This is a genomic window from Salinicola lusitanus (genome assembly GCF_003206045.1).
GTDB classification, from domain to species: Bacteria; Pseudomonadota; Gammaproteobacteria; order Pseudomonadales; family Halomonadaceae; genus Salinicola; species Salinicola lusitanus.
Genome location: NZ_PZJM01000002.1, coordinates 278,238 through 294,899 on the forward strand (window position 1 = coordinate 278,238; position 16,662 = coordinate 294,899).

Consider the following 16,662-nt stretch of genomic DNA (forward strand, 5'->3'; position numbering starts at 1 on the left):
GGCCCTTGTCCCGGTCAGCCACGCAGAGCCGTCCCGGACGGACGACCCAAAACAACCGAGTCTTCAAGCTCATCGATCGCAAAGGAACGCCACCATGCGCCCGTCGCTCTCCGTTCGCCTCATCACCTCCATCGCCGCCGCGGCGATCACCGCCAGCCTCGGCGTGGGCCAAGCCGTGGCGCAGGACGACCAGCAGCCGATTCGCGTCGCCTCCAAGATCGATACCGAGGGCTCCCTGCTCGGCAACATGATCGTCGACGTCCTGGAAAACGCCGACCTGCCGGTCGATAGTCGGCTGCAGCTCGGCCCCACCAACATCGTGCGCCAGGCGCTGGTGGCGGGCGATATCGATCTCTACCCCGAATACACCGGCAACGGCGCGTTCTTCACCGACACGACCGACGATCCGGCCTGGAAGGACGAGCAGGCGGGCTACGACAAGATCAAGGCTGCCGACAGCGAGGCGCATCAGCTGGCTTGGCTGACGCCGGCGCCGGCCAACAACACCTGGGCCATCGCCGTACGCCAGGACGTGGCCGACGACAACGACCTGTCCACCATGGCCGATTTCGGCCAGTGGGTCAGTGACGGTGGCGAGATCAAGCTGGCCGCCTCGGCCGAATTCGTCGAGAGCGATGCGGCGCTGCCCAGCTTCCAGCGCGCCTACGACTTCACGCTCGACGAAGACCAGTTGCTGGTGCTCTCGGGCGGCAACACCGCCGCCACCATCCGTGCCGCTGCCGAAGGCACCAGCGGCACCAACGCCGCCATGGTCTACGGCACCGACGGCGCCATCGCCGCCGCCGAACTCAAGGTGATGGACGATCCCAAGGGCGTGCAGATGGTCTACGAGCCGGCCCCGGTGGTGCGTCAGTCGGTGCTCGACACCTATCCCCAGATCGCGGAACTGCTGAAGCCGGTATTCGAATCCCTCGATCGCGAGACGCTGCAGACGCTGAACGGCAAGATCCAGGTCGACGGGCTGCCGGCCGATCAGGTCGCCCATGACTACCTGACCGAGCAAGGCCTGCTGGACTGAGTTCGATCGTGGCGCTTCCCGAACGACGCCGATGGGTCGGCAACCGGGTGCTGGCGACGCTGCTGATTGCGGCCGTCGCCAGCGTCGTGCTGCTGCCGTTTGCCAGCCTGTCCCCCAATCGGCTGGTGTCGGGCCAACCGGTCATGCTGTGGCAGGCGCTGGCCGGCTGGCAACTCGCGGCCTTCGCGCTGATCGGACTCCTGCTGCTGGTCGCGGCGCTGGCCGGACCGCTGCCCCGACGCCTCGCGCTGTGGCTGTCGCTGGGCGCCACGCTACCGCTGCTGGCGCTCGATCTCCAGGCGCTCGGGGCCTACGCCCATGGCGCCCTGGCCGACGCCTCGCCGGCCGCGCGCGTGTCGCAGGGCGCGACCTTCTGGATCCTGCTGTTCGCCAGCGCGCTGATCGCCATCGATGCGCTGCAACGGCTGCGTCTCGGCCCGGCGGGGCGCGCCCTCTACGGCGTCGCGGCGCTGGCGGTGATCGGCGTCTGTTTCTCCGGCGAGCTGCTCTCGCCGCTGTCGATCATGCGCGAATTCGCCAACCAGCGGGACAACTTCATCGACCAGTTGGTGCGACACCTGCTGCTGGTCGGCGGTGCGCTGCTGCCCGCCCTGCTGGTCGGTCTGCCGCTGGGCCTGCTGGCCAATCGTCGGGCCCGCCTGCGCAACGGCCTGTTCAGTGTGCTCAACGTGTTCCAGACGCTACCGTCGATCGCGGTGTTCGGACTGCTGATCGCGCCGCTCTCGGCGCTCGGCCGGGCGGTGCCGTGGCTGGGCGAGCTGGGGGTCAGCGGTATCGGCGTGGCGCCGGCGATCATCGCCCTGGTGCTCTACTCGCTGCTGCCGATCGTGCGCAACACCTACTCCGGCCTCGCCGGTGTCTCGACCGGCGCCCTGGAGGCGGCCCGCGGCATGGGCATGACGCCGCGCCAGATCTTGTGGCGGGTGGAGATCCCGCTGGCGCTACCGGTGATCCTGTCGGGGCTGCGCATCGTCACCGTCCAGGCGATCGGGCTGGTGGTGGTCGCCGCCCTGATCGGGGCCGGCGGCTTCGGCACCTTCATCTTCCAGGGGCTGGGCCAGTACGCCATAGACCTGGTGCTGCTGGGCGCCATCCCGACCATCGTGCTGGCGGTCATCGCCGACTTTGCGCTGCAGATTCTGGTCAGCCTGAGCCGCCCTTCCGGTACTCGCTGACGCTGTTTCAGGCACCGATCAGGAAAGACCCATGATTGAATTGCAAGGGCTGACCAAGACCTACGCGGGCAAGAACGTCGTCGAGGACGTCTCGATGACGCTGGAGACCGGTGAGTTCGGCGTGCTGATCGGCCCTTCCGGCTGTGGCAAGTCGACCACCCTGAAGATGATCAACCGGCTGGTGCCGCTGAGCAGTGGCCGGATCATTCTCAACGGCGACGACGTGACCGAGCTACCGGCCGAGCAGCTCAGGCGACGGATCGGCTACGCCATCCAGTCGACCGGGCTGTTCCCGCACTGGAGCGTGGCCCGGAATATCGCCACCGTGCCGCAGCTGTTGAAATGGTCGAAGTCCCGTATCGACGACCGGGTCGACGAACTGATGGCGATGTTCCACCTCGACCCGGCCGAGTTCCGCCACAAGTACCCGCACCAGCTCTCCGGCGGCCAGGCGCAGCGCGTCGGCGTGGCTCGCGCGCTCGCCGCCGATCCGGAAGTGCTGCTGATGGACGAGCCGTTCGGCGCGGTCGACCCGATCACCCGCGAGGCGCTCCAGGCGGAGATGCGTCGGGTTCATGGCCAGACCGGCAAGACCATCGTCTTCGTCACCCACGACATGGACGAGGCGCTGCAGCTGGCGACCCGGATCGCGCTGCTCAACAACGGCAGGCTGGTCCAGTACGACCGCCCCATCGAGATGATGGTGAAACCCGCGGACGACTTCGTTCGCGAGTTCTTCGGCCAGGCCGACCTGGGGCTCAAGCTGCTCTCGCGGCGCTGGGTCCATCAGTACCAGCGGCCTCCGAGCCTGACCCATCACGCCACGCTTCCCGGCCTCGATCACTGCTGGCGACTCGACGAGGCCGGCCGGCCGATCGTTCTCGAGGGCGCCCGGCTGGACGACCAGCATCAGCACACCGACGTCAGGTCGGAGTGGATCGCCACGCCGGAGATGAGCATGAAGGAAGCGCTCTCGCGGATGGTCTGGTATCGCGTGATGGTGCTGCCGGTCGTCGATGAAACCGGCAAGCTGGTCGGCGAGGTGGGCATGCAGGGCATCATGGGAATCGAGTCGAACGGCGGGCTGCACGCCGGAGGGCCGGCGTCATGAGCGGCGCAGCTCGAAGCGCGCGACAGTGGCGGGCGGCTTCCGCCGGCAACGGCGTACTGTTTGTGCTGATCGCGTTGCTGATCGCACTGACGCTGGGAATGGCCCAGCTCGAGCCGCTGTTTCGGGCGCTGTTTCCCGATCTCGGCAACCCGCTCTACGCCCGCGACAGCTTCCTCAACCTGATGCTGGCCCATATCGGGCTGGTGCTGGTGTCGTCGCTGATCTCGGTGACGATCGGCATCGCCGCCGGCCTGTTCGTCACTCGCCCGGTCGGGCGCGAGTTCGAACCGATGGTGTCGTCGCTGGCCGCCATCGGCCAGACCTTCCCGCCTGCCGCGGTGCTCGCCATCGCCGTCCCGCTGGCCGGCTTCGGCTTCGCCCCGACCATCATCGCCCTCTCCCTCTACGGCCTGCTGCCGGTGATCCAGAACACCATCGCCGGTCTCGGCACGGTACCGCAGACCACGCTGGAGGCCGCCCGCGGCAACGGCATGAGCCGTTGGCAGATTCTGCGCCGCGTCGAACTGCCGCTGGCGATGCGGGTGATCATCGCCGGCATTCGCGTCTCGGTGATCATCAACATCGGCACCGCCACCATCGGCTCCACCGTCGGCGCCAAGAGCCTGGGCACACCGCTGATCGCCGGCCTGGTCGGCAACAACCTCGCCTACGTGATCCAGGGCGCGCTGCTGGTCGGGCTGCTGGCGATCGTCACCGACCTGCTGTTCGAGCGGCTGGAGCGACGCTACTCGTTCGGCGGCCAAGCCTAGTCGGCGCCGAGGGAATTGACGAGCGGCGTAACGCACGAAGCGTAAGGCGCGCGAAAGCGCAGCGGAGAGAACGTCTAGAAAGCGGCCTCGAATGGCAGGTTTCGCATCAGCCCGAGTCTATGAGGTACCGGTGAGGAGTTGCGCTCCGGCACCCTGAACCGACGTGACTTGCCCATCCAGCCCTTTATGCCGTGTTTCCCCGACCGGCGGTACTCTCCGCCTCATCGGACGAGAGGTCATCGGTGGGCGGGATCTGCTTGCGCAACTGACGAAGGAAGGCTTCCAGCGCCGGCGAGGCGTGCAGCGGCTTGCGCCGGAGAATGCCGATTTCCCGTGGCTCCTGCATGTTGACGGGCAACCGGGTGATGTCGTCGAGATTGAAGACGTCGACGCTGGAGGCCGGCAGCAGCGCGTAGCCGAGCTTCGCTCTCACCATCGCGATCGCCGAGCTCATGAAGCTCACCTCCCAGCTGGGCGCGACCTGCCTGCCGGCGTGCTCCATCGCCAGATCCGCGTAGTGCCTTGCGCTCGAGCCCGGGGCCATGGCGATGTAGGGCATCTGGTCGAGCCCGTACCAGGGCGATTCACTGCGTCTTACCACCCGTGGCGGCGTGATCAGCAGGAGATCGTCGTGAAACAGCGGCTGGAAATCGAGCTCCCGGTCCCGTTGCAGAGGCGACCCCAGCCCCATGTCGACCTCACCGCGACGCACCCACTGGTGAACCTGGTCGGCCAGGCCGTCGCGCAGGACGACGGTCACCTTGGGATGACGCTTGCGAAAGGCGGCGATGGCCCGCGGCAGCAACGACGAGGCCACCGAAGGCAGCCCGGCCACCGTGACCTTTCCCTGCTCGAGTTCGCGCACGTTGCGGGTGTCGTCCAGCGCCAGCGACATGTCGGCGAGGATACGCCGGGCGTGGCCCAGAAACAGCGCCCCACCCTCCGTCAGGACCACGGTACGGGTATTGCGCGCAAACAGCGCAATGCCCAGTTCTCCTTCCAACTTTCGTATCAGATAGCTCAACGCTGGCTGCGACAGGTGAATGTCCTTCGCGGCCCGCGTGAAGCTGGCCAACTCGGCGGTTCGCACGAATGCCTGCAGCTGCCGCTGATGAAACATCTCGCCCTCGAATCGAAATTTTTTATCAATTCATAAGATATATGGCTTTGCCTGATCCTGTCGCGCTACGCCATTGTTTTTCGATCTTCGATGCCATGGAACCCTCATGCTCCCCTCCCCTCGACGTGTAGCGCATATCGGCTGCGGTGCCGGTTTTGCCGGCGATCGCCCCGACGCGGCGATCGCGCTGGTGGCGGCACTCGCCGAGCGCGACGGCCCGCGCTATCTGTTCTTCGAACTGCTGGCCGAACGCACTCTCGCCGAAGCCCAGTTGCGGCGGCTGGAAGACCCCGATCTTGGCTACGCCACGCACCTGTTCGCGTTTCTCGCGCCGATCCTCCGGCCCTGCCTGACTCACGGCATCCCGATCATTACCAACGGCGGTGCCGCCAACCCGGTGGCGGCGGCGCGTCGGCTGCGACGAGAACTCGAATCACAGGGGCTCGAGGCCCGCATCGCCTGCGTGCTGGGCGACGACCTGGGCGAGGCGCTCGACGACACGGCCGATTGGCTTCCCGCCGACTGTCCACGCGAGGAGATCGTCTCCTGCAACGTCTACATCGGTGCGGAGGCGGTCACGGAGGCGCTTCTCGGAGGGGCGGACATCGTCATCGGCGGGCGGCTGGCGGACCCTTCGATGGCGGTCGGTGCCTTGCGCCACGCCCACGGCTGGGCGGCCGACGACTGGCAGCACCTGGCGGTGGCCACGGCCGCCGGCCATCTGCTGGAGTGCGGCACCCAGGTCACCGGCGGCTATTTCGCCGATGCAGGACGCAAGGCGATTCCCGACCCCGCCCACCTCGGCTGCCCGATCGCCGAAGTCGGCAGCGACGCCAGCCTGGTCGTCACCAAGACCGCGGGCAGCGGCGGCTGCGTCACCGAACAGACGGTCAAGGAGCAACTGCTCTACGAGGTTCACGACCCTGCGGCCTACCTGACCCCGGACGTCACCCTCGATGTCTCCCGGGCGAGCCTGGAAACGGTGGGCCCGGATCGTGTCGCCATACACGGCATCCAGGGCCACCCGGCCCCGGCGACGCTGAAGGGCAACCTGGGGCTGCGCGGGCTGTGGTTCGGCGAGGCGGGAATCTCCTACGCCGGCCCCGGCGCGGTGGAGCGGGCCCGGCTGGCCATGGACATTCTGCGCCAGCGGCTGGATGACCGGTTGCCGGCGCTGCGGCCCCACTTCGACCTGATCGGCGTCGCCAGCCTGTTCAACGATGGCAGCGGCGAATGGCTGGCGGATCGTCTGCAGGATGACCCCGCCGTCGAGGACGTCCGCCTGCGCCTGGGTATCGTCGATCGCGATCGCGAGGCCGTCGAGCTGGCGCTGCAGGAGCTCGAGACGCTCTACCTCAACGGACCGGCCGGCGGCGGCGGTGTCCGCCGGCAGCTCGGCGAATCGCTACGCACCCGATCCTTCTTGATCGCACGCGAACGGGTGACACCGTTCGTGACCTGGCCATGAGGTACCGACGATGACACCTGACGTGCTACTCGCCGATTTCGCCCACGCCCGCGCCGGCGACAAGGGCAACACGCTGAACGTGGCGGTGTTCGCCTTCGAGCGCCGTCACTACGCCTGGCTCGAGCGACACCTCTCCGAAGATGCGGTGGCGGCGCGCTTCGGCCATCGCCATCCGACCAGGGTCACGCGCTACTGCCTGCCCCAGCTCACCGGTATCAACTTCGTCATCGAGGGCGCGCTGGAGGGCGGCGTCAACCAGAGCGCCACCCTCGACCGCCACGGCAAGAGCCTGAGCTATCTGCTGCTGGGCATGTGCCTGCCCTCGCCCGGGGATTGAACGCGACCGGGGTCGTCGCGTCGTGACGATCGGCAGCCAGCGGAGGACGGTGCCATGGGCCCCGTTCCCATCCAAGAGGCGCCCAAGCGCCCCAATCTACGCCAACTCACGGAGCCATCATGATAACAACGCTCGGATTCGTGATGATGCTGGGCATCATCGCGCTGATACTGCTCAAACGACTGACCCCGGTGGTCGCGTTCGCCCTCGTTCCGGTCGCTGCCAGCCTGCTGGCGGGCTTCACCCCCGCCGAGACCGGTGGGTTCATCAAGGATGGCCTGACCGCCGTCGCCCCGACCGCGACGCTGTTCATCTTCGCCATCCTCTATTTCGGGATCATGCGTGAACGCGGGATGTTCGACCCGCTGGTCAACTTCCTGATCAAGCGTACCCGGGGCGAGCCGCTCAGAGTCGCCATCGTCACCGTGCTGGTCGCCGCCATCGCCCATCTCGACGGCGTCGGCGCGGCGACCTTCCTGCTCACGATTCCGGCCTTCCTGCCGCTCTACCAGCGCCTCAACATGAGCCCGCTGATCCTGCTCTGCCTGGTCGGGCTGAGTGCCGGGGTGATCAACATGGTTCCCTGGGGCGGCCCCACGGCCCGCGCGGCGGCTACCGCCGGCGTGGACGCCTCGGAACTGTGGTTGCCACTGATACCGGTACAGGCGCTGGGGATCGTGCTGCTGCTGGGGTTGGCGAGCTACTTCGGCATCAAGGCGCAGCGTCACAACCGCGTCACCGGGCACGGCCATGCCAGCGGCGACATGAGCGCCTACCTGCTGCCGCCGCGGGAAACCGCCCTGCCGCTCAGCGACTGGCGCTACTGGGCCAACGTGGGGCTGACGCTGATCATTCTGCTGATCCTGTTCACCGGCGCCTTTCCGCTCTACGCCAGCTTCATGGTCGGTCTCGGCATCGCCCTGCTGCTCAACTACCCGCGTCCGGAAGCTCAGGGCAAGGAACTGGCCAGGCATGCCAACGATGCACTGCAGATGGCGCTGGTGATGCTCGCCGCCGGCATCCTGCTCGGTATCCTGGCCGGCGCCGGCATGTCCGACGGCATGGCCGGTGCGCTGATCGAGCTGCTGCCAGCGGGCTCGGCGAGCGTGCTGCACCTGATCGTCGGCTTCTTCGGTGTCCCCCTGGGGATGCTGTTCTCGCCGGACGCCTACTATTTCGCGCTGATGCCGATCGTGCGCGACATCGCCACCGCCGCCGGCGTCCCCGTGGAGGCGGTCGCCCGGGCGATGCTGATCGGCGAGAACACCGGCTTCAGCATCAGCCCGGTGGTGCCCAGCGTCTACCTTGCCATCGGCCTGGCCGGCGTCGAGCTGCGCGAGCACCTCAAGTTCACCTTCCTGTGGGCCTGGGGTATCGGCATCATCCTGCTCGCCTTCGCCTGGCTGATCGGCGCCATCGGTGGCTGATCGCGTCGCCGGTCCGGCCGGTCGATTGACCGCCCTGCCCGGTACGCTGCTGCCGCCGACGATCTTCGACCCGGTAGCGCTGGAAGCGGGCTGGACGTGGGAACCTCTCGACTGGCTCGCCGGGCAGGACGCCGGCGATCTGGAACTCGCTGCCGGGGAGATCCTCTCCCGCTGGCCCGCCCGGGAGCCAGGCTACCGGCTGCTGGTGGGCCACTCGGCCGGCGGCGTCGTGGCGTTGCAGGTCGCGGCAGCGCTGGGCAATAGCCTCGATGGCCTAGTATTGATCGATACCGGCGCCAGCGCCGCCCATCACGGCGATTCCGATCTGCCGCAGCGCCTGCTGGCGCAGTGGGGAGAGGCCTTCATCGACACCTTCCTGCTGCGCTGCGTCGGCACGGAAGCGCTGGATCGTCACGGCGATGCGCTGCGCCGCTACGCCCTAGCCACTGGCCCCGAACGCGCCCACCGCGCCATGACCAGCCTGCGCCGCCTCGATCTCGCCTCGCGGTTAGGCGAGATCCGCTGTCCGACGCTCGTCATCCATGGCATCCGCGACCCGGCACGCTCGCTTCGACACGCCAGGGCCCTGGCTTCAGGTATCGCCGATGCGAGGCTCGAGACGCTCGATGCCGGCCACACCCCGATGCTCGAATGCCCCGACGCGCTGGCTGGCTGCCTCGACGACTTTCTCAGCGAGCTCCGCCAGCCAAAGTGCCGTTAACCGAAGTGCCGTTAACCGAAGTGCCGTTAACCAAAGTACTGGGCGCCGTTGATGTCGATGATGGTGCCGGAGACGAAAGCGGCACCGTCGCTGGCTAGCCACAGCGCCGCCGAAGCGACGTCCTCGGGCAATCCGGCCCGCCCGGCGGGAATCGTCTCGATGGTGGCGCGCTTCGATTCATCGGTGGTGAAGGTGGCGTGGAACGGCGTCGCCTCGATGAAGCCGGGCGCCAGCGCATTGACGGTGATACCGCGACCGGCCACTTCCTTGGCCAGCCCCCGGGTGAAGCCGAACAGCGCCGCCTTGGCGGTGGCGTAGGCCGTCGCGCCGGGATGGCCGCCGTTGCGCCCGGCCAGCGAGGAGACGGTCACGACGCGCCCGCCATCGCGAAACAGCGGAAGCAGATGGTGGGTGACCAGAAACACCGAGTCCACGTTGAGCGCCTGTACCCGACGCCACAGCGAGAACGGCATCTCCTCGATGGTCGAACGCTGAATCAGGCCGCCGGCGTTGTTGACCAGAATATCGACACCGCCGACTTCCTCCGCCAGCCAGCTGGCGAACCCCTCGACGGCGGCCTCGTCGGTCACGTCCAGCGACCGCGCCAGCGCCGGTTCGCCGCCGCTGGCGGCCAGTGCTGCCAGCATCCCGGCATCGGGCTCGTGGGAGCGATAGGTGATCACCACTCGCGCCCCGGCAGCGGCAAGCGCCTGGGCGATGGCGAAACCGATTCCCACCCCGCCGCCGGTGACCACGGCGACTCGTCCCTTCAGTTGATCGTCTGGCATCTGACTTCCTTCTCCGGTGATCGTGAAGTGCATCGATACCGGCATTGAGTCAGCAAGTGGTGGCCAAAATCAACCGCAGGGCAGGACTGGCGCCACCGACCGGCGTGGCCGTGACCCAGCCGTCGCTCTCGAGTTCGGCCGCCGCCCGGCGGACAAGCGCGTGCTCGAGGCCCAGACGACGGGACACCCGTGCCGTGGAGACGCCGCCGTCGCCCGCCGCGTCGGCGTGGCGAACCGCCAGCAGCACCAGCGCCGCCAGCGGGTCGAGTTCGGGATGTTCGGCCTGCAGCGTCGCCAGTCGACCCTGCAGGGTTTCCGGGTCGAGCGGTTCAGGCAAGTCGCGTGCTCGCCTCGAGCCTGACGGCGATCGACTTGGAGGCCGGGGTGTGGCTGAAATCGCCCTTGTGGGAGAGCGGAATCAGCGGGTTGGTTTCCGGATAGTAGGCCGCGGCGCAGCCCTGGGGGGTGTCGTAGGCGACGATCTTGAAGCCGTCGACACGGCGGACGACGCCATCGTCGGACTCGCCCACCAGGTCGACCCACTGACCGGCCTCGAACCCGAACCGCGCGATGTCGTCACGGTTGAGGAAGATCACCTGGCGACCGCCCTCGATGCCGCGATAGCGATCATCGTAACCGTAGACGGTGGTGTTGTACTGATCGTGGGAGCGCATCGTCTGCAGCGTCAGCCAACCTTCGCGCGAGGCGAGCTGCTGGTGCATCACCGCCGCTGGCAGCGGATCAGCGGAGAACTCGGCCCTGCCGGTCGCGGTGCCGAACTCGAGCCCGGCCACCGGGTTGGCGAGCCAGAAGCCCCGCGGCACGCGCACGCGGCTATTGAAATCGTGAAACCCGGGAATCACCGCGGCGATATGCTCGCGAATCACATCGTAGTCCTCGCGCATCGCTGCCCAATCGATGACCTCGCCAGCGATCGCTGCGTCGGCGAACAACCGCTCGGCAATGCCGGTCAGGATGGCGATCTCGGAACGCAGCGACTGGTCCGCCGGCTTGTTGATCCCGGCCGAGCCGTGAACCATGCTCATCGAGTCTTCCACCGTGATCAGCTGCGACTTCCCGGCCGCATTGCGATCGATCTCGCTGCGGCCGATACATGGCAGGATCAGGGCCTGGTCTCCGGTCACCAGGTGACTGCGGTTGAGCTTGGTACTGATGAAGGCGGTCAGGCGACAGTTGGCCATCGCCTTCTCGGTGACGACGCTATCGGAAATGGCGCGGGTGAAGTTTCCGGCCAGGCCAATGAATACCTTGCCCGGCTGGTCACGCATCGCCTCGACCGCCGCCACCGAATCGACACCATGTTCACGCGGCATCGGCCGCGCATATTTCGCCTCCAGCGCGTCGAGCAGCGCCTTCGACGGCTTTTCGAAGACGCCCATGGTGCGGTCGCCCTGGACGTTGGAGTGGCCGCGAACCGGCGAGGTGCCGGCACCGGGCTTGCCGAGGTTGCCGCGCAGCATCAACAGGTTGACGATCTCGCGCACCGTCGGCACGGAGTGCTTGTGCTGCGTGATACCCATGGCCCAGCAGGCGATGGTGGCATTGGAGCGCGCGTAGAGTTCGGCCGCCTGCTCCATCTCCTCCCGGGTCAGGCCGGACTGGGCCTCCAGCGTCGCCCAATCGGTCGCCTCGACGCGAGCACGGTAGGCTTCCAGGTGCGCGGTGTGCCGGTTCAGGAAGTCGTGGTCGAGCACCGCCTCTCCGGCGGCATCGCGGGCGAACAGCGCCTTGGCCATTCCCCGCACCACGGCCATGTCGCCGCCCAGCTTGGGCCGGAAGTAGTGGCTGCTGATGCGATGGCTGCCGTTGTGCAGCATCTCCAGCGGCTTCTGCGGGTCGGCGAATTTCTCCAGCCCACGCTCCTTCAGGGTATTGAAGGTGACGATGGTCGCCCCGCGTTCCGCCGCCTCGCGCAGCACGCCGAGCATGCGCGGATGGTTGGTGCCCGGGTTCTGGCCGAACACGAAGATCGCCTCGGCCTTCTCGAAATCCTCCAGCCGCGCGCTGCCCTTGCCGGTGCCCAGCGCGGCGTTGAGCGCCACGCCGCTGGCTTCGTGGCACATGTTGGAGCAGTCCGGCAGGTTGTTGGTGCCGAACAGGCGCGCCAGTAGCTGGAACACATAGGCGGATTCATTGCACGCCTTGCCGGAGGTGTAGAAGATGCCATCGTTCGGGGTCGGCAACGCCTTGAGCTCGTCGGCGATCAGATCGAGCGCCTCGTCCCACGCCACCGGCTCGTAATGATCGGTCTCGGCGTTGTAGCGCATCGGCTCGACCAGACGCCCCTGGTCCTCCAGCCGATAGTCGTCCCAGGTCTTGAGTTCGCTGACGCTGTACTTGGCGAAGAACTGGCGGGTGACGCGCTTGGCGGTCGCTTCCCAGGTCACCGCCTTGACCCCGTTCTCGCAGAACTCGAACGACGAGCCGTGCTCGGGATCGCCCCAGGCGCAACCCGGGCAGTCGAACCCGTCGGGCTGGTTGAGCTTGAACAGCGAGCGGGCGTTGAGTGCCGGCGAGCGGCTATGCAGCAGATGCCGGCCCACCGACTTCAGCGCGCCCCAGCCACCGGCCGGGTTGTGATAGTCGAATATCTTGGGTGCCTTGGCCGACGCGGCCCTTGGGGCATCCTCGGCGGGAGACTCGGGACGGGACTCTCGTTGAAACTGGGACATGCTGTTCCTTACACGTTCGGTGACGACCGGAAATCGCGGACGGATGCCCGCCGGCGCGCAGCGATACGGTCGGCTTGGGTCGGCATGAGATTCTGGATCCGGTGTCGGCGCAAAGCGGCTGATGCCCGCGAGAAGTGACGAGCGCGCTGCAGACGTTGGTCGTAATACAAAAGTATATTACGCCGCTAACGTTTCGGCTGTCGACAACTGGCGGGAGCTGGCAGGCACGCGGGACGAGGTAACGTATCGGCCGATACGCGCAGGGCTTTAGAGGAAGCAGGGCCGACGTTCTGACTCAGCCGTCGCCGCGGCTCAACAGTTCGAGCCGCTTGCCGCGGTGGCAGTTGATCAGGGTCAGATTGCAGCTGCGGGCGACCTCGACCGCGAGCCGGGACGGATAGGAGAGCGTCGCCAGCGCCGCAATCCGGGCCCGGACGCTCTTCTGCACCAGTTCGAGGCTACAACGGCTGGAGGTCATTACCAGCGCCGGCATCCTGCCAGCCATCAGGCTGGCCCCAATTACCTTGTCCAGTGCGTTGTGGCGCCCGATATCGCGGCCGACGGTGTCGATCCGGCCCTGCTCGGAGAGGCCTAGTGCCAGATGAACACCCGGCGAAGACTCGGTTCGCAGCGCGTCCAATCCCGCGCCGAGGCTCGCGACGGGCGGCAACGACGTGACAGGCAGTCGGGTCAGGCCGAACAGCAGTTGCGACTCCTCCTGCACCCCACACGCACCACAGCCGCTGGTCGACAGGGTGGCCCGCGCCTGACTGCCGGCCCGCCGGGCAATCCGTTCGGCCACCCGCAACCTGACCCGAAAGCCGTGGCGGCTGGTTTCGACCGCCACCGACTCGACATCGGCGTATCGGTCGATCACGCCCTCGCTGAACGCGAAACCGACCGCCAGCGCCTCGAGCTGGTGCGGCGTCGCCAGCACCGTGGCGTAGGCGGTGTCGTTGAAGACGATGGAAACGGGAGCTTCCTGCGGCCCGGGCAGCGTATCGAGCGCGTGCGGGCTGGCATCATCGTAGCCGGTCAGCGGCTCGCGATCGTTTTCGTGCCCCTGCGGGCTGGACTCGGTGGAGAGGGGGGAGGTCATGGCGGACTCCGATCTAGCGACGATTGCCGGGGCGACAAGGTGACGATATCACGCGCCGGAGGGAGGTAACGGGCCATGTAGAAACGAGAAAGAAAGAAACCAATGCCCGATCCGTCGAGGACCGGGCATTCGGCTGTCAGCTGGCGGCGTCCTGAACGGCTTCACCGCCGCTTTCGATATCCTTGCCGGCACCGTCGACCGTGTTGCAGCCTGCCAGGATACCCGCGCTGAACAATGCGAACAGAGAGAAAGCGATTAGGCGTTTCATGATGTCGTCCTCCTTAACGTTTTGGGCAGACGGACGCGAGGTCCATCCGGGCCGTTTTGTGATCGGCCTGTCATCAAAATAGCAGAGAGTCGTGCTAACGCGTACGAGATCTTGCCTAACTCCCGGATTTGGCATCCAAAACGCTATTGCGAAGCGTTCTGGATCTTCTCGCCGCCACGCTCGATGTCCTTGCCCAGGCCATGCATGGTATTGCAGGCGCTCAATGTCACTATCAGCCAGCCGATGGCCAGCCATCCCAACCCAGCTCTCATTGCCATGTTCCTCGTTGCAAGGTCGCCGACCGGTGCGACGGAATCGAGAGCTTACCACCGTTGCCCCGTTCGCAGCGCAACTCGACGCTCCCGTGGCCTCGACGTAAAGTGGCGCTTTGCGATCCGCTTCTCCCCTTCTCCACCGTCGGAGGCGTCATGCCCAATTTCACGCTCGACTCTCGCCTGCAACGGGACAGCATTCACGTCGTCGATCTACCCCTGTGCCAGGTTCGCCTGAGTCGAGATGCCCGCTACCCCTGGGTCATCCTGATCCCGCAGCGCGCTGGTGTCGTCGAGATCTACGATCTGCCGGGCGACGACCAGGCGCGCCTGTGGCAGGAAGCCACGCGACTGGGGCAGGCGATGATGGCGTTCTACCGGGGGGATAAATTGAACATCGCCACGCTGGGCAATGTCGTGGCGCAGTTCCATCTCCATGTCATCGTGCGCTTTGCCGACGATGCCGCCTGGCCCGGCCCGGTCTGGGGCCATGGCAGCGCCGACGCCTATCCGGCCGATTTGCTCGAGCAGCGTCGTGCAGAGATCGCACGGCTGGCGAGCTCTGCGACGTCGTCGTGACACCGACCGGAGCCATTCACCTCTCCGCCGTGAGGGTCAGCCCCGCCCCGCGCCGAACGGCCCCGGCGCGGGGTCGGACTGCTGCGCGGTAGGCGCGCCAAGCATGGGGGGACCGGCGGCCGGCCCTCGCTGCCACTGGGCCAGGGTCAGCGACAGGCCCAGCACCAGTATCAGCGCCCCGCCGGCCAGACCGACCCACGCCTGCCACTGGCCGCCGCCCCTGGCGGGCTTGAGATGGCGCTTGACCCAGTCGCGCGCCAGCACGCTGAGCAGGGCCAGCGATGAGACGGTCAGCGCCGTCCCCAACGACATTGCCAGGACCGCGACCACCCCCTTGCCGAACTGATCCAGCAGGGAGGCTGCGCCCAGCAGCAGCACCGCGCCGCTACAGGGGCGGATACCGATCGACAGCACCGTCAGCAGCGCCACGCGCCAGTCTCCCGCCTGCTGGGGATCGATATGATGCTCGTGCCCGCACCCGCACTGGGCGCCGTGGGCGCCGTGGGCGTGTCGATGCGCGGGCGCCATCGGGCCTGGCGACGAATGTCCCGGCGCCGGGCCGGCCGTCGTCACCGGCGTGAAGGTCGAGCTGAAGCTCGTCGTGGCAGCGACGCCAGCGTTGTGGCGCGTTCGCCACAGGCGTCGCAGCGACCGGATACAGAGCCACAGCCCGACCAGGGTGACGATCGCGAAACTCGCCAGTTCCGCCTGATCGATGCTGCCCATCGCCTGGCGGGTCAACCACCCCAGACCGAATACCAGAACGCCGATGATGGCGATCGCCATCACGCCCTGCAGCAGGGCCGCCAGCACGGAGAGGCCCAACGCGCGGCGCCAGGCGCCCCCCTGCGACGCCAGATAGGTACTCAACACCACCTTGCCATGGCCCGGTCCCGCGGCATGGAAAACACCGTAGCCGAAGCTCACACCGAGCAGCACGCCCCAGGCCGTCGCGTCGGGAGCGCGCTTCAGCGCACTGACGGCCTCGACCAGGGCGTGATAGAACTCGCCCTGCCAGAAGACGATCTGGACCGCGACCTGCTGCCACCACCCCAGCGCATAGCCAATCCCGCCAGCGCCAATCAGCAGCGCCAGCGGTACCAGGAATCTCAGCGTCATTTTCAGGCTGGGCACGAGATCTCTCCGGTCTCGGCAAAGAAGCGCCCGAGATTCGGCTCGCCATTCTCACCCTTGTCCAGCATCGCCGCCTCCATCACCTTCTGCGGGTCCGGGGTCGCCTTGACGATCCGGGTGGTGCAGCCTGCCGGCGGATGGTCCAGCTTCAGGGCGTCGGGTAGTGGCTGGGAGCCGTCCTCGTTGGCCTCGTGCACCATCTCGATGTAGTAGGTGGGATCGAAAATCCGATAGCTCAGGGTATGGCCGGCCAGCGGTTGCGGTGCCGACAGCGGCAGCACGAACTCGTACACCAGCCGGTCGTCGCGATAGTCGGTATTGGTGTCGGTGACATCGCCCTGGGTGACGGGCTGACCGTCGAGCGTGATGTTGGTCAGGTTGTGCTGGGTAGCGAGATTGTTGCGAATCTCCACCCCCAGCGCATCGAGGCGCTGGGCCATGCTGGTACCATCCTTGACGGTCGCCATCTCCTCCATCACCACCTGGCTGTAGAACGGATCCATGCGCCAGCGCTGGCGCAGAGCGGTCAGGTTGCCTTGATCGTCGAAGACACCCTCGACGCTCATGTCGACCCAACCGTGGGGATGCGCCAGAGCGGCCGGCGAAGCCCCCAGGAGCATGCCCATCGTCAACCCCAGCC

At 67.1% G+C, this 16,662-nt stretch carries 18 protein-coding genes; 9 read left to right on the plus strand and 9 right to left on the minus strand.

Features of this window, described 5'->3' with window-relative positions:
• Positions 1-94: 94 nt before the first annotated feature.
• From osmF to DOM45_RS03125, 4 genes are read left to right on the plus strand one after another with little or no spacing between them, the layout of a single operon-like run.
• Positions 95-1,039 carry a glycine betaine ABC transporter substrate-binding protein OsmF gene (gene osmF, locus DOM45_RS03110; RefSeq protein ID WP_110598048.1) on the plus strand — a complete coding sequence of 315 codons (945 nt, stop codon included), beginning with the start codon at positions 95-97 and terminating at the stop codon, positions 1,037-1,039.
• An 8-nt stretch (positions 1,040-1,047) separates the two neighbouring features.
• Complete coding sequence (locus DOM45_RS03115) at positions 1,048-2,235, plus strand: ABC transporter permease (RefSeq protein ID WP_162302591.1); 1,188 nt, start codon at positions 1,048-1,050, stop codon at positions 2,233-2,235.
• A gap of 31 nt (positions 2,236-2,266) precedes the next feature.
• The gene (locus DOM45_RS03120) at positions 2,267-3,346 is read left to right on the plus strand and encodes an ABC transporter ATP-binding protein (RefSeq protein WP_110598050.1); all 1,080 of its coding nucleotides are present in this window, start codon (positions 2,267-2,269) and stop codon (positions 3,344-3,346) included.
• Positions 3,343-4,116, plus strand: coding sequence for an ABC transporter permease (locus DOM45_RS03125; RefSeq protein ID WP_110598051.1), 774 nt, complete (start codon positions 3,343-3,345; stop codon positions 4,114-4,116). Before DOM45_RS03120 ends, DOM45_RS03125 begins: the two co-directional genes overlap by 4 nt.
• A 184-nt stretch (positions 4,117-4,300) precedes the next feature.
• On the opposite strand, the gene DOM45_RS03130 is transcribed toward DOM45_RS03125, so the two are convergent.
• The gene (locus tag DOM45_RS03130; protein ID WP_110598052.1) at positions 4,301-5,236 is read right to left on the minus strand and encodes a LysR family transcriptional regulator; all 936 of its coding nucleotides are present in this window, start codon (positions 5,234-5,236) and stop codon (positions 4,301-4,303) included.
• 106 nt (positions 5,237-5,342) lie between these two features.
• Between DOM45_RS03130 and DOM45_RS03135 the strand changes: the two genes are divergently transcribed.
• The 4 genes from DOM45_RS03135 to DOM45_RS03150 all read left to right on the plus strand — a co-directional run bounded on the left by DOM45_RS03135 (position 5,343) and on the right by DOM45_RS03150 (position 9,189).
• Positions 5,343-6,704, plus strand: coding sequence for an acyclic terpene utilization AtuA family protein (locus DOM45_RS03135; RefSeq protein ID WP_110598053.1), 1,362 nt, complete (start codon positions 5,343-5,345; stop codon positions 6,702-6,704).
• Between the two features lie 10 nt (positions 6,705-6,714).
• Positions 6,715-7,041: an AtuA-related protein gene (locus DOM45_RS03140; RefSeq protein ID WP_110598054.1), complete on the plus strand. Its 327-nt coding sequence runs from the start codon at positions 6,715-6,717 to the stop codon at positions 7,039-7,041.
• Between the two features lie 119 nt (positions 7,042-7,160).
• On the plus strand, positions 7,161-8,468 hold the full coding sequence (locus DOM45_RS03145) for a CitMHS family transporter (RefSeq protein ID WP_110598055.1): 1,308 nt from the start codon (positions 7,161-7,163) through the stop codon (positions 8,466-8,468).
• A complete protein-coding gene (locus tag DOM45_RS03150) occupies positions 8,461-9,189 on the plus strand; it encodes an alpha/beta fold hydrolase (RefSeq protein WP_110598056.1) in 729 nt (242 codons plus the stop codon). The genes DOM45_RS03145 and DOM45_RS03150 overlap by 8 nt, the downstream gene beginning before the upstream one ends.
• A gap of 26 nt (positions 9,190-9,215) precedes the next feature.
• On the opposite strand, the gene DOM45_RS03155 is transcribed toward DOM45_RS03150, so the two are convergent.
• From DOM45_RS03155 to DOM45_RS03180, 6 genes are all read right to left on the minus strand, one after another.
• Positions 9,216-9,977: an SDR family NAD(P)-dependent oxidoreductase gene (locus DOM45_RS03155; protein WP_110598057.1), complete on the minus strand. Its 762-nt coding sequence runs from the start codon at positions 9,975-9,977 to the stop codon at positions 9,216-9,218.
• A 49-nt stretch (positions 9,978-10,026) separates the two neighbouring features.
• Positions 10,027-10,314 carry a MarR family transcriptional regulator gene (locus tag DOM45_RS03160; protein ID WP_110598058.1) on the minus strand — a complete coding sequence of 96 codons (288 nt, stop codon included), beginning with the start codon at positions 10,312-10,314 and terminating at the stop codon, positions 10,027-10,029.
• Entirely contained in the window at positions 10,307-12,670 is a 2,364-nt protein-coding gene (locus DOM45_RS03165) for an FdhF/YdeP family oxidoreductase (protein WP_110598059.1), read from the minus strand. The genes DOM45_RS03160 and DOM45_RS03165 overlap by 8 nt, the downstream gene beginning before the upstream one ends.
• 295 nt (positions 12,671-12,965) lie before the next feature.
• The gene (locus DOM45_RS03170; RefSeq protein WP_110598060.1) at positions 12,966-13,769 is read right to left on the minus strand and encodes a formate dehydrogenase accessory sulfurtransferase FdhD; all 804 of its coding nucleotides are present in this window, start codon (positions 13,767-13,769) and stop codon (positions 12,966-12,968) included.
• A 136-nt stretch (positions 13,770-13,905) separates the two neighbouring features.
• Positions 13,906-14,037 carry an entericidin A/B family lipoprotein gene (locus DOM45_RS03175; RefSeq protein ID WP_075562204.1) on the minus strand — a complete coding sequence of 44 codons (132 nt, stop codon included), beginning with the start codon at positions 14,035-14,037 and terminating at the stop codon, positions 13,906-13,908.
• A gap of 143 nt (positions 14,038-14,180) precedes the next feature.
• Positions 14,181-14,315: an entericidin A/B family lipoprotein gene (locus tag DOM45_RS03180; RefSeq protein WP_240612273.1), complete on the minus strand. Its 135-nt coding sequence runs from the start codon at positions 14,313-14,315 to the stop codon at positions 14,181-14,183.
• A 150-nt stretch (positions 14,316-14,465) separates the two neighbouring features.
• On the opposite strand from DOM45_RS03180, the gene DOM45_RS03185 reads away from it, so the two are divergent.
• The gene (locus DOM45_RS03185) at positions 14,466-14,888 is read left to right on the plus strand and encodes an HIT domain-containing protein (RefSeq protein WP_110598062.1); all 423 of its coding nucleotides are present in this window, start codon (positions 14,466-14,468) and stop codon (positions 14,886-14,888) included.
• A 36-nt stretch (positions 14,889-14,924) separates the two neighbouring features.
• Here DOM45_RS03185 and DOM45_RS03190 read toward each other — a convergent pair whose 3' ends face one another.
• Both DOM45_RS03190 and DOM45_RS03195 read right to left on the minus strand, forming a co-directional pair.
• A complete protein-coding gene (locus DOM45_RS03190; RefSeq protein WP_240612274.1) occupies positions 14,925-16,022 on the minus strand; it encodes a nickel/cobalt transporter in 1,098 nt (365 codons plus the stop codon).
• A complete protein-coding gene (locus DOM45_RS03195) occupies positions 16,010-16,648 on the minus strand; it encodes a DUF1007 family protein (protein WP_110598064.1) in 639 nt (212 codons plus the stop codon). Before DOM45_RS03195 ends, DOM45_RS03190 begins: the two co-directional genes overlap by 13 nt.
• Positions 16,649-16,662 lie beyond the last annotated feature (14 nt).

Bases quoted from the DNA above. Each gene is read 5' to 3' on its own strand.
- DOM45_RS03185 (WP_110598062.1), top strand. From the start codon at position 14,466: ATGCCCAATTTCACGCTCGACTCTCGCCTGCAACGGGACAGCATTCAC.
- DOM45_RS03180 (WP_240612273.1), bottom strand. From the start codon at position 14,315: ATGGCAATGAGAGCTGGGTTGGGATGGCTGGCCATCGGCTGGCTGATA.
- DOM45_RS03155 (WP_110598057.1), bottom strand. From the start codon at position 9,977: ATGCCAGACGATCAACTGAAGGGACGAGTCGCCGTGGTCACCGGCGGC.
- DOM45_RS03125 (WP_110598051.1), top strand. From the start codon at position 3,343: ATGAGCGGCGCAGCTCGAAGCGCGCGACAGTGGCGGGCGGCTTCCGCC.
- DOM45_RS03145 (WP_110598055.1), top strand. From the start codon at position 7,161: ATGATAACAACGCTCGGATTCGTGATGATGCTGGGCATCATCGCGCTG.
- DOM45_RS03195 (WP_110598064.1), bottom strand. From the start codon at position 16,648: ATGGGCATGCTCCTGGGGGCTTCGCCGGCCGCTCTGGCGCATCCCCAC.
- osmF (WP_110598048.1), top strand. From the start codon at position 95: ATGCGCCCGTCGCTCTCCGTTCGCCTCATCACCTCCATCGCCGCCGCG.
- DOM45_RS03170 (WP_110598060.1), bottom strand. From the start codon at position 13,769: ATGACCTCCCCCCTCTCCACCGAGTCCAGCCCGCAGGGGCACGAAAAC.
- DOM45_RS03120 (WP_110598050.1), top strand. From the start codon at position 2,267: ATGATTGAATTGCAAGGGCTGACCAAGACCTACGCGGGCAAGAACGTC.
- DOM45_RS03130 (WP_110598052.1), bottom strand. From the start codon at position 5,236: ATGTTTCATCAGCGGCAGCTGCAGGCATTCGTGCGAACCGCCGAGTTG.
- DOM45_RS03175 (WP_075562204.1), bottom strand. From the start codon at position 14,037: ATGAAACGCCTAATCGCTTTCTCTCTGTTCGCATTGTTCAGCGCGGGT.
- DOM45_RS03135 (WP_110598053.1), top strand. From the start codon at position 5,343: ATGCTCCCCTCCCCTCGACGTGTAGCGCATATCGGCTGCGGTGCCGGT.
- DOM45_RS03165 (WP_110598059.1), bottom strand. From the start codon at position 12,670: ATGTCCCAGTTTCAACGAGAGTCCCGTCCCGAGTCTCCCGCCGAGGAT.
- DOM45_RS03140 (WP_110598054.1), top strand. From the start codon at position 6,715: ATGACACCTGACGTGCTACTCGCCGATTTCGCCCACGCCCGCGCCGGC.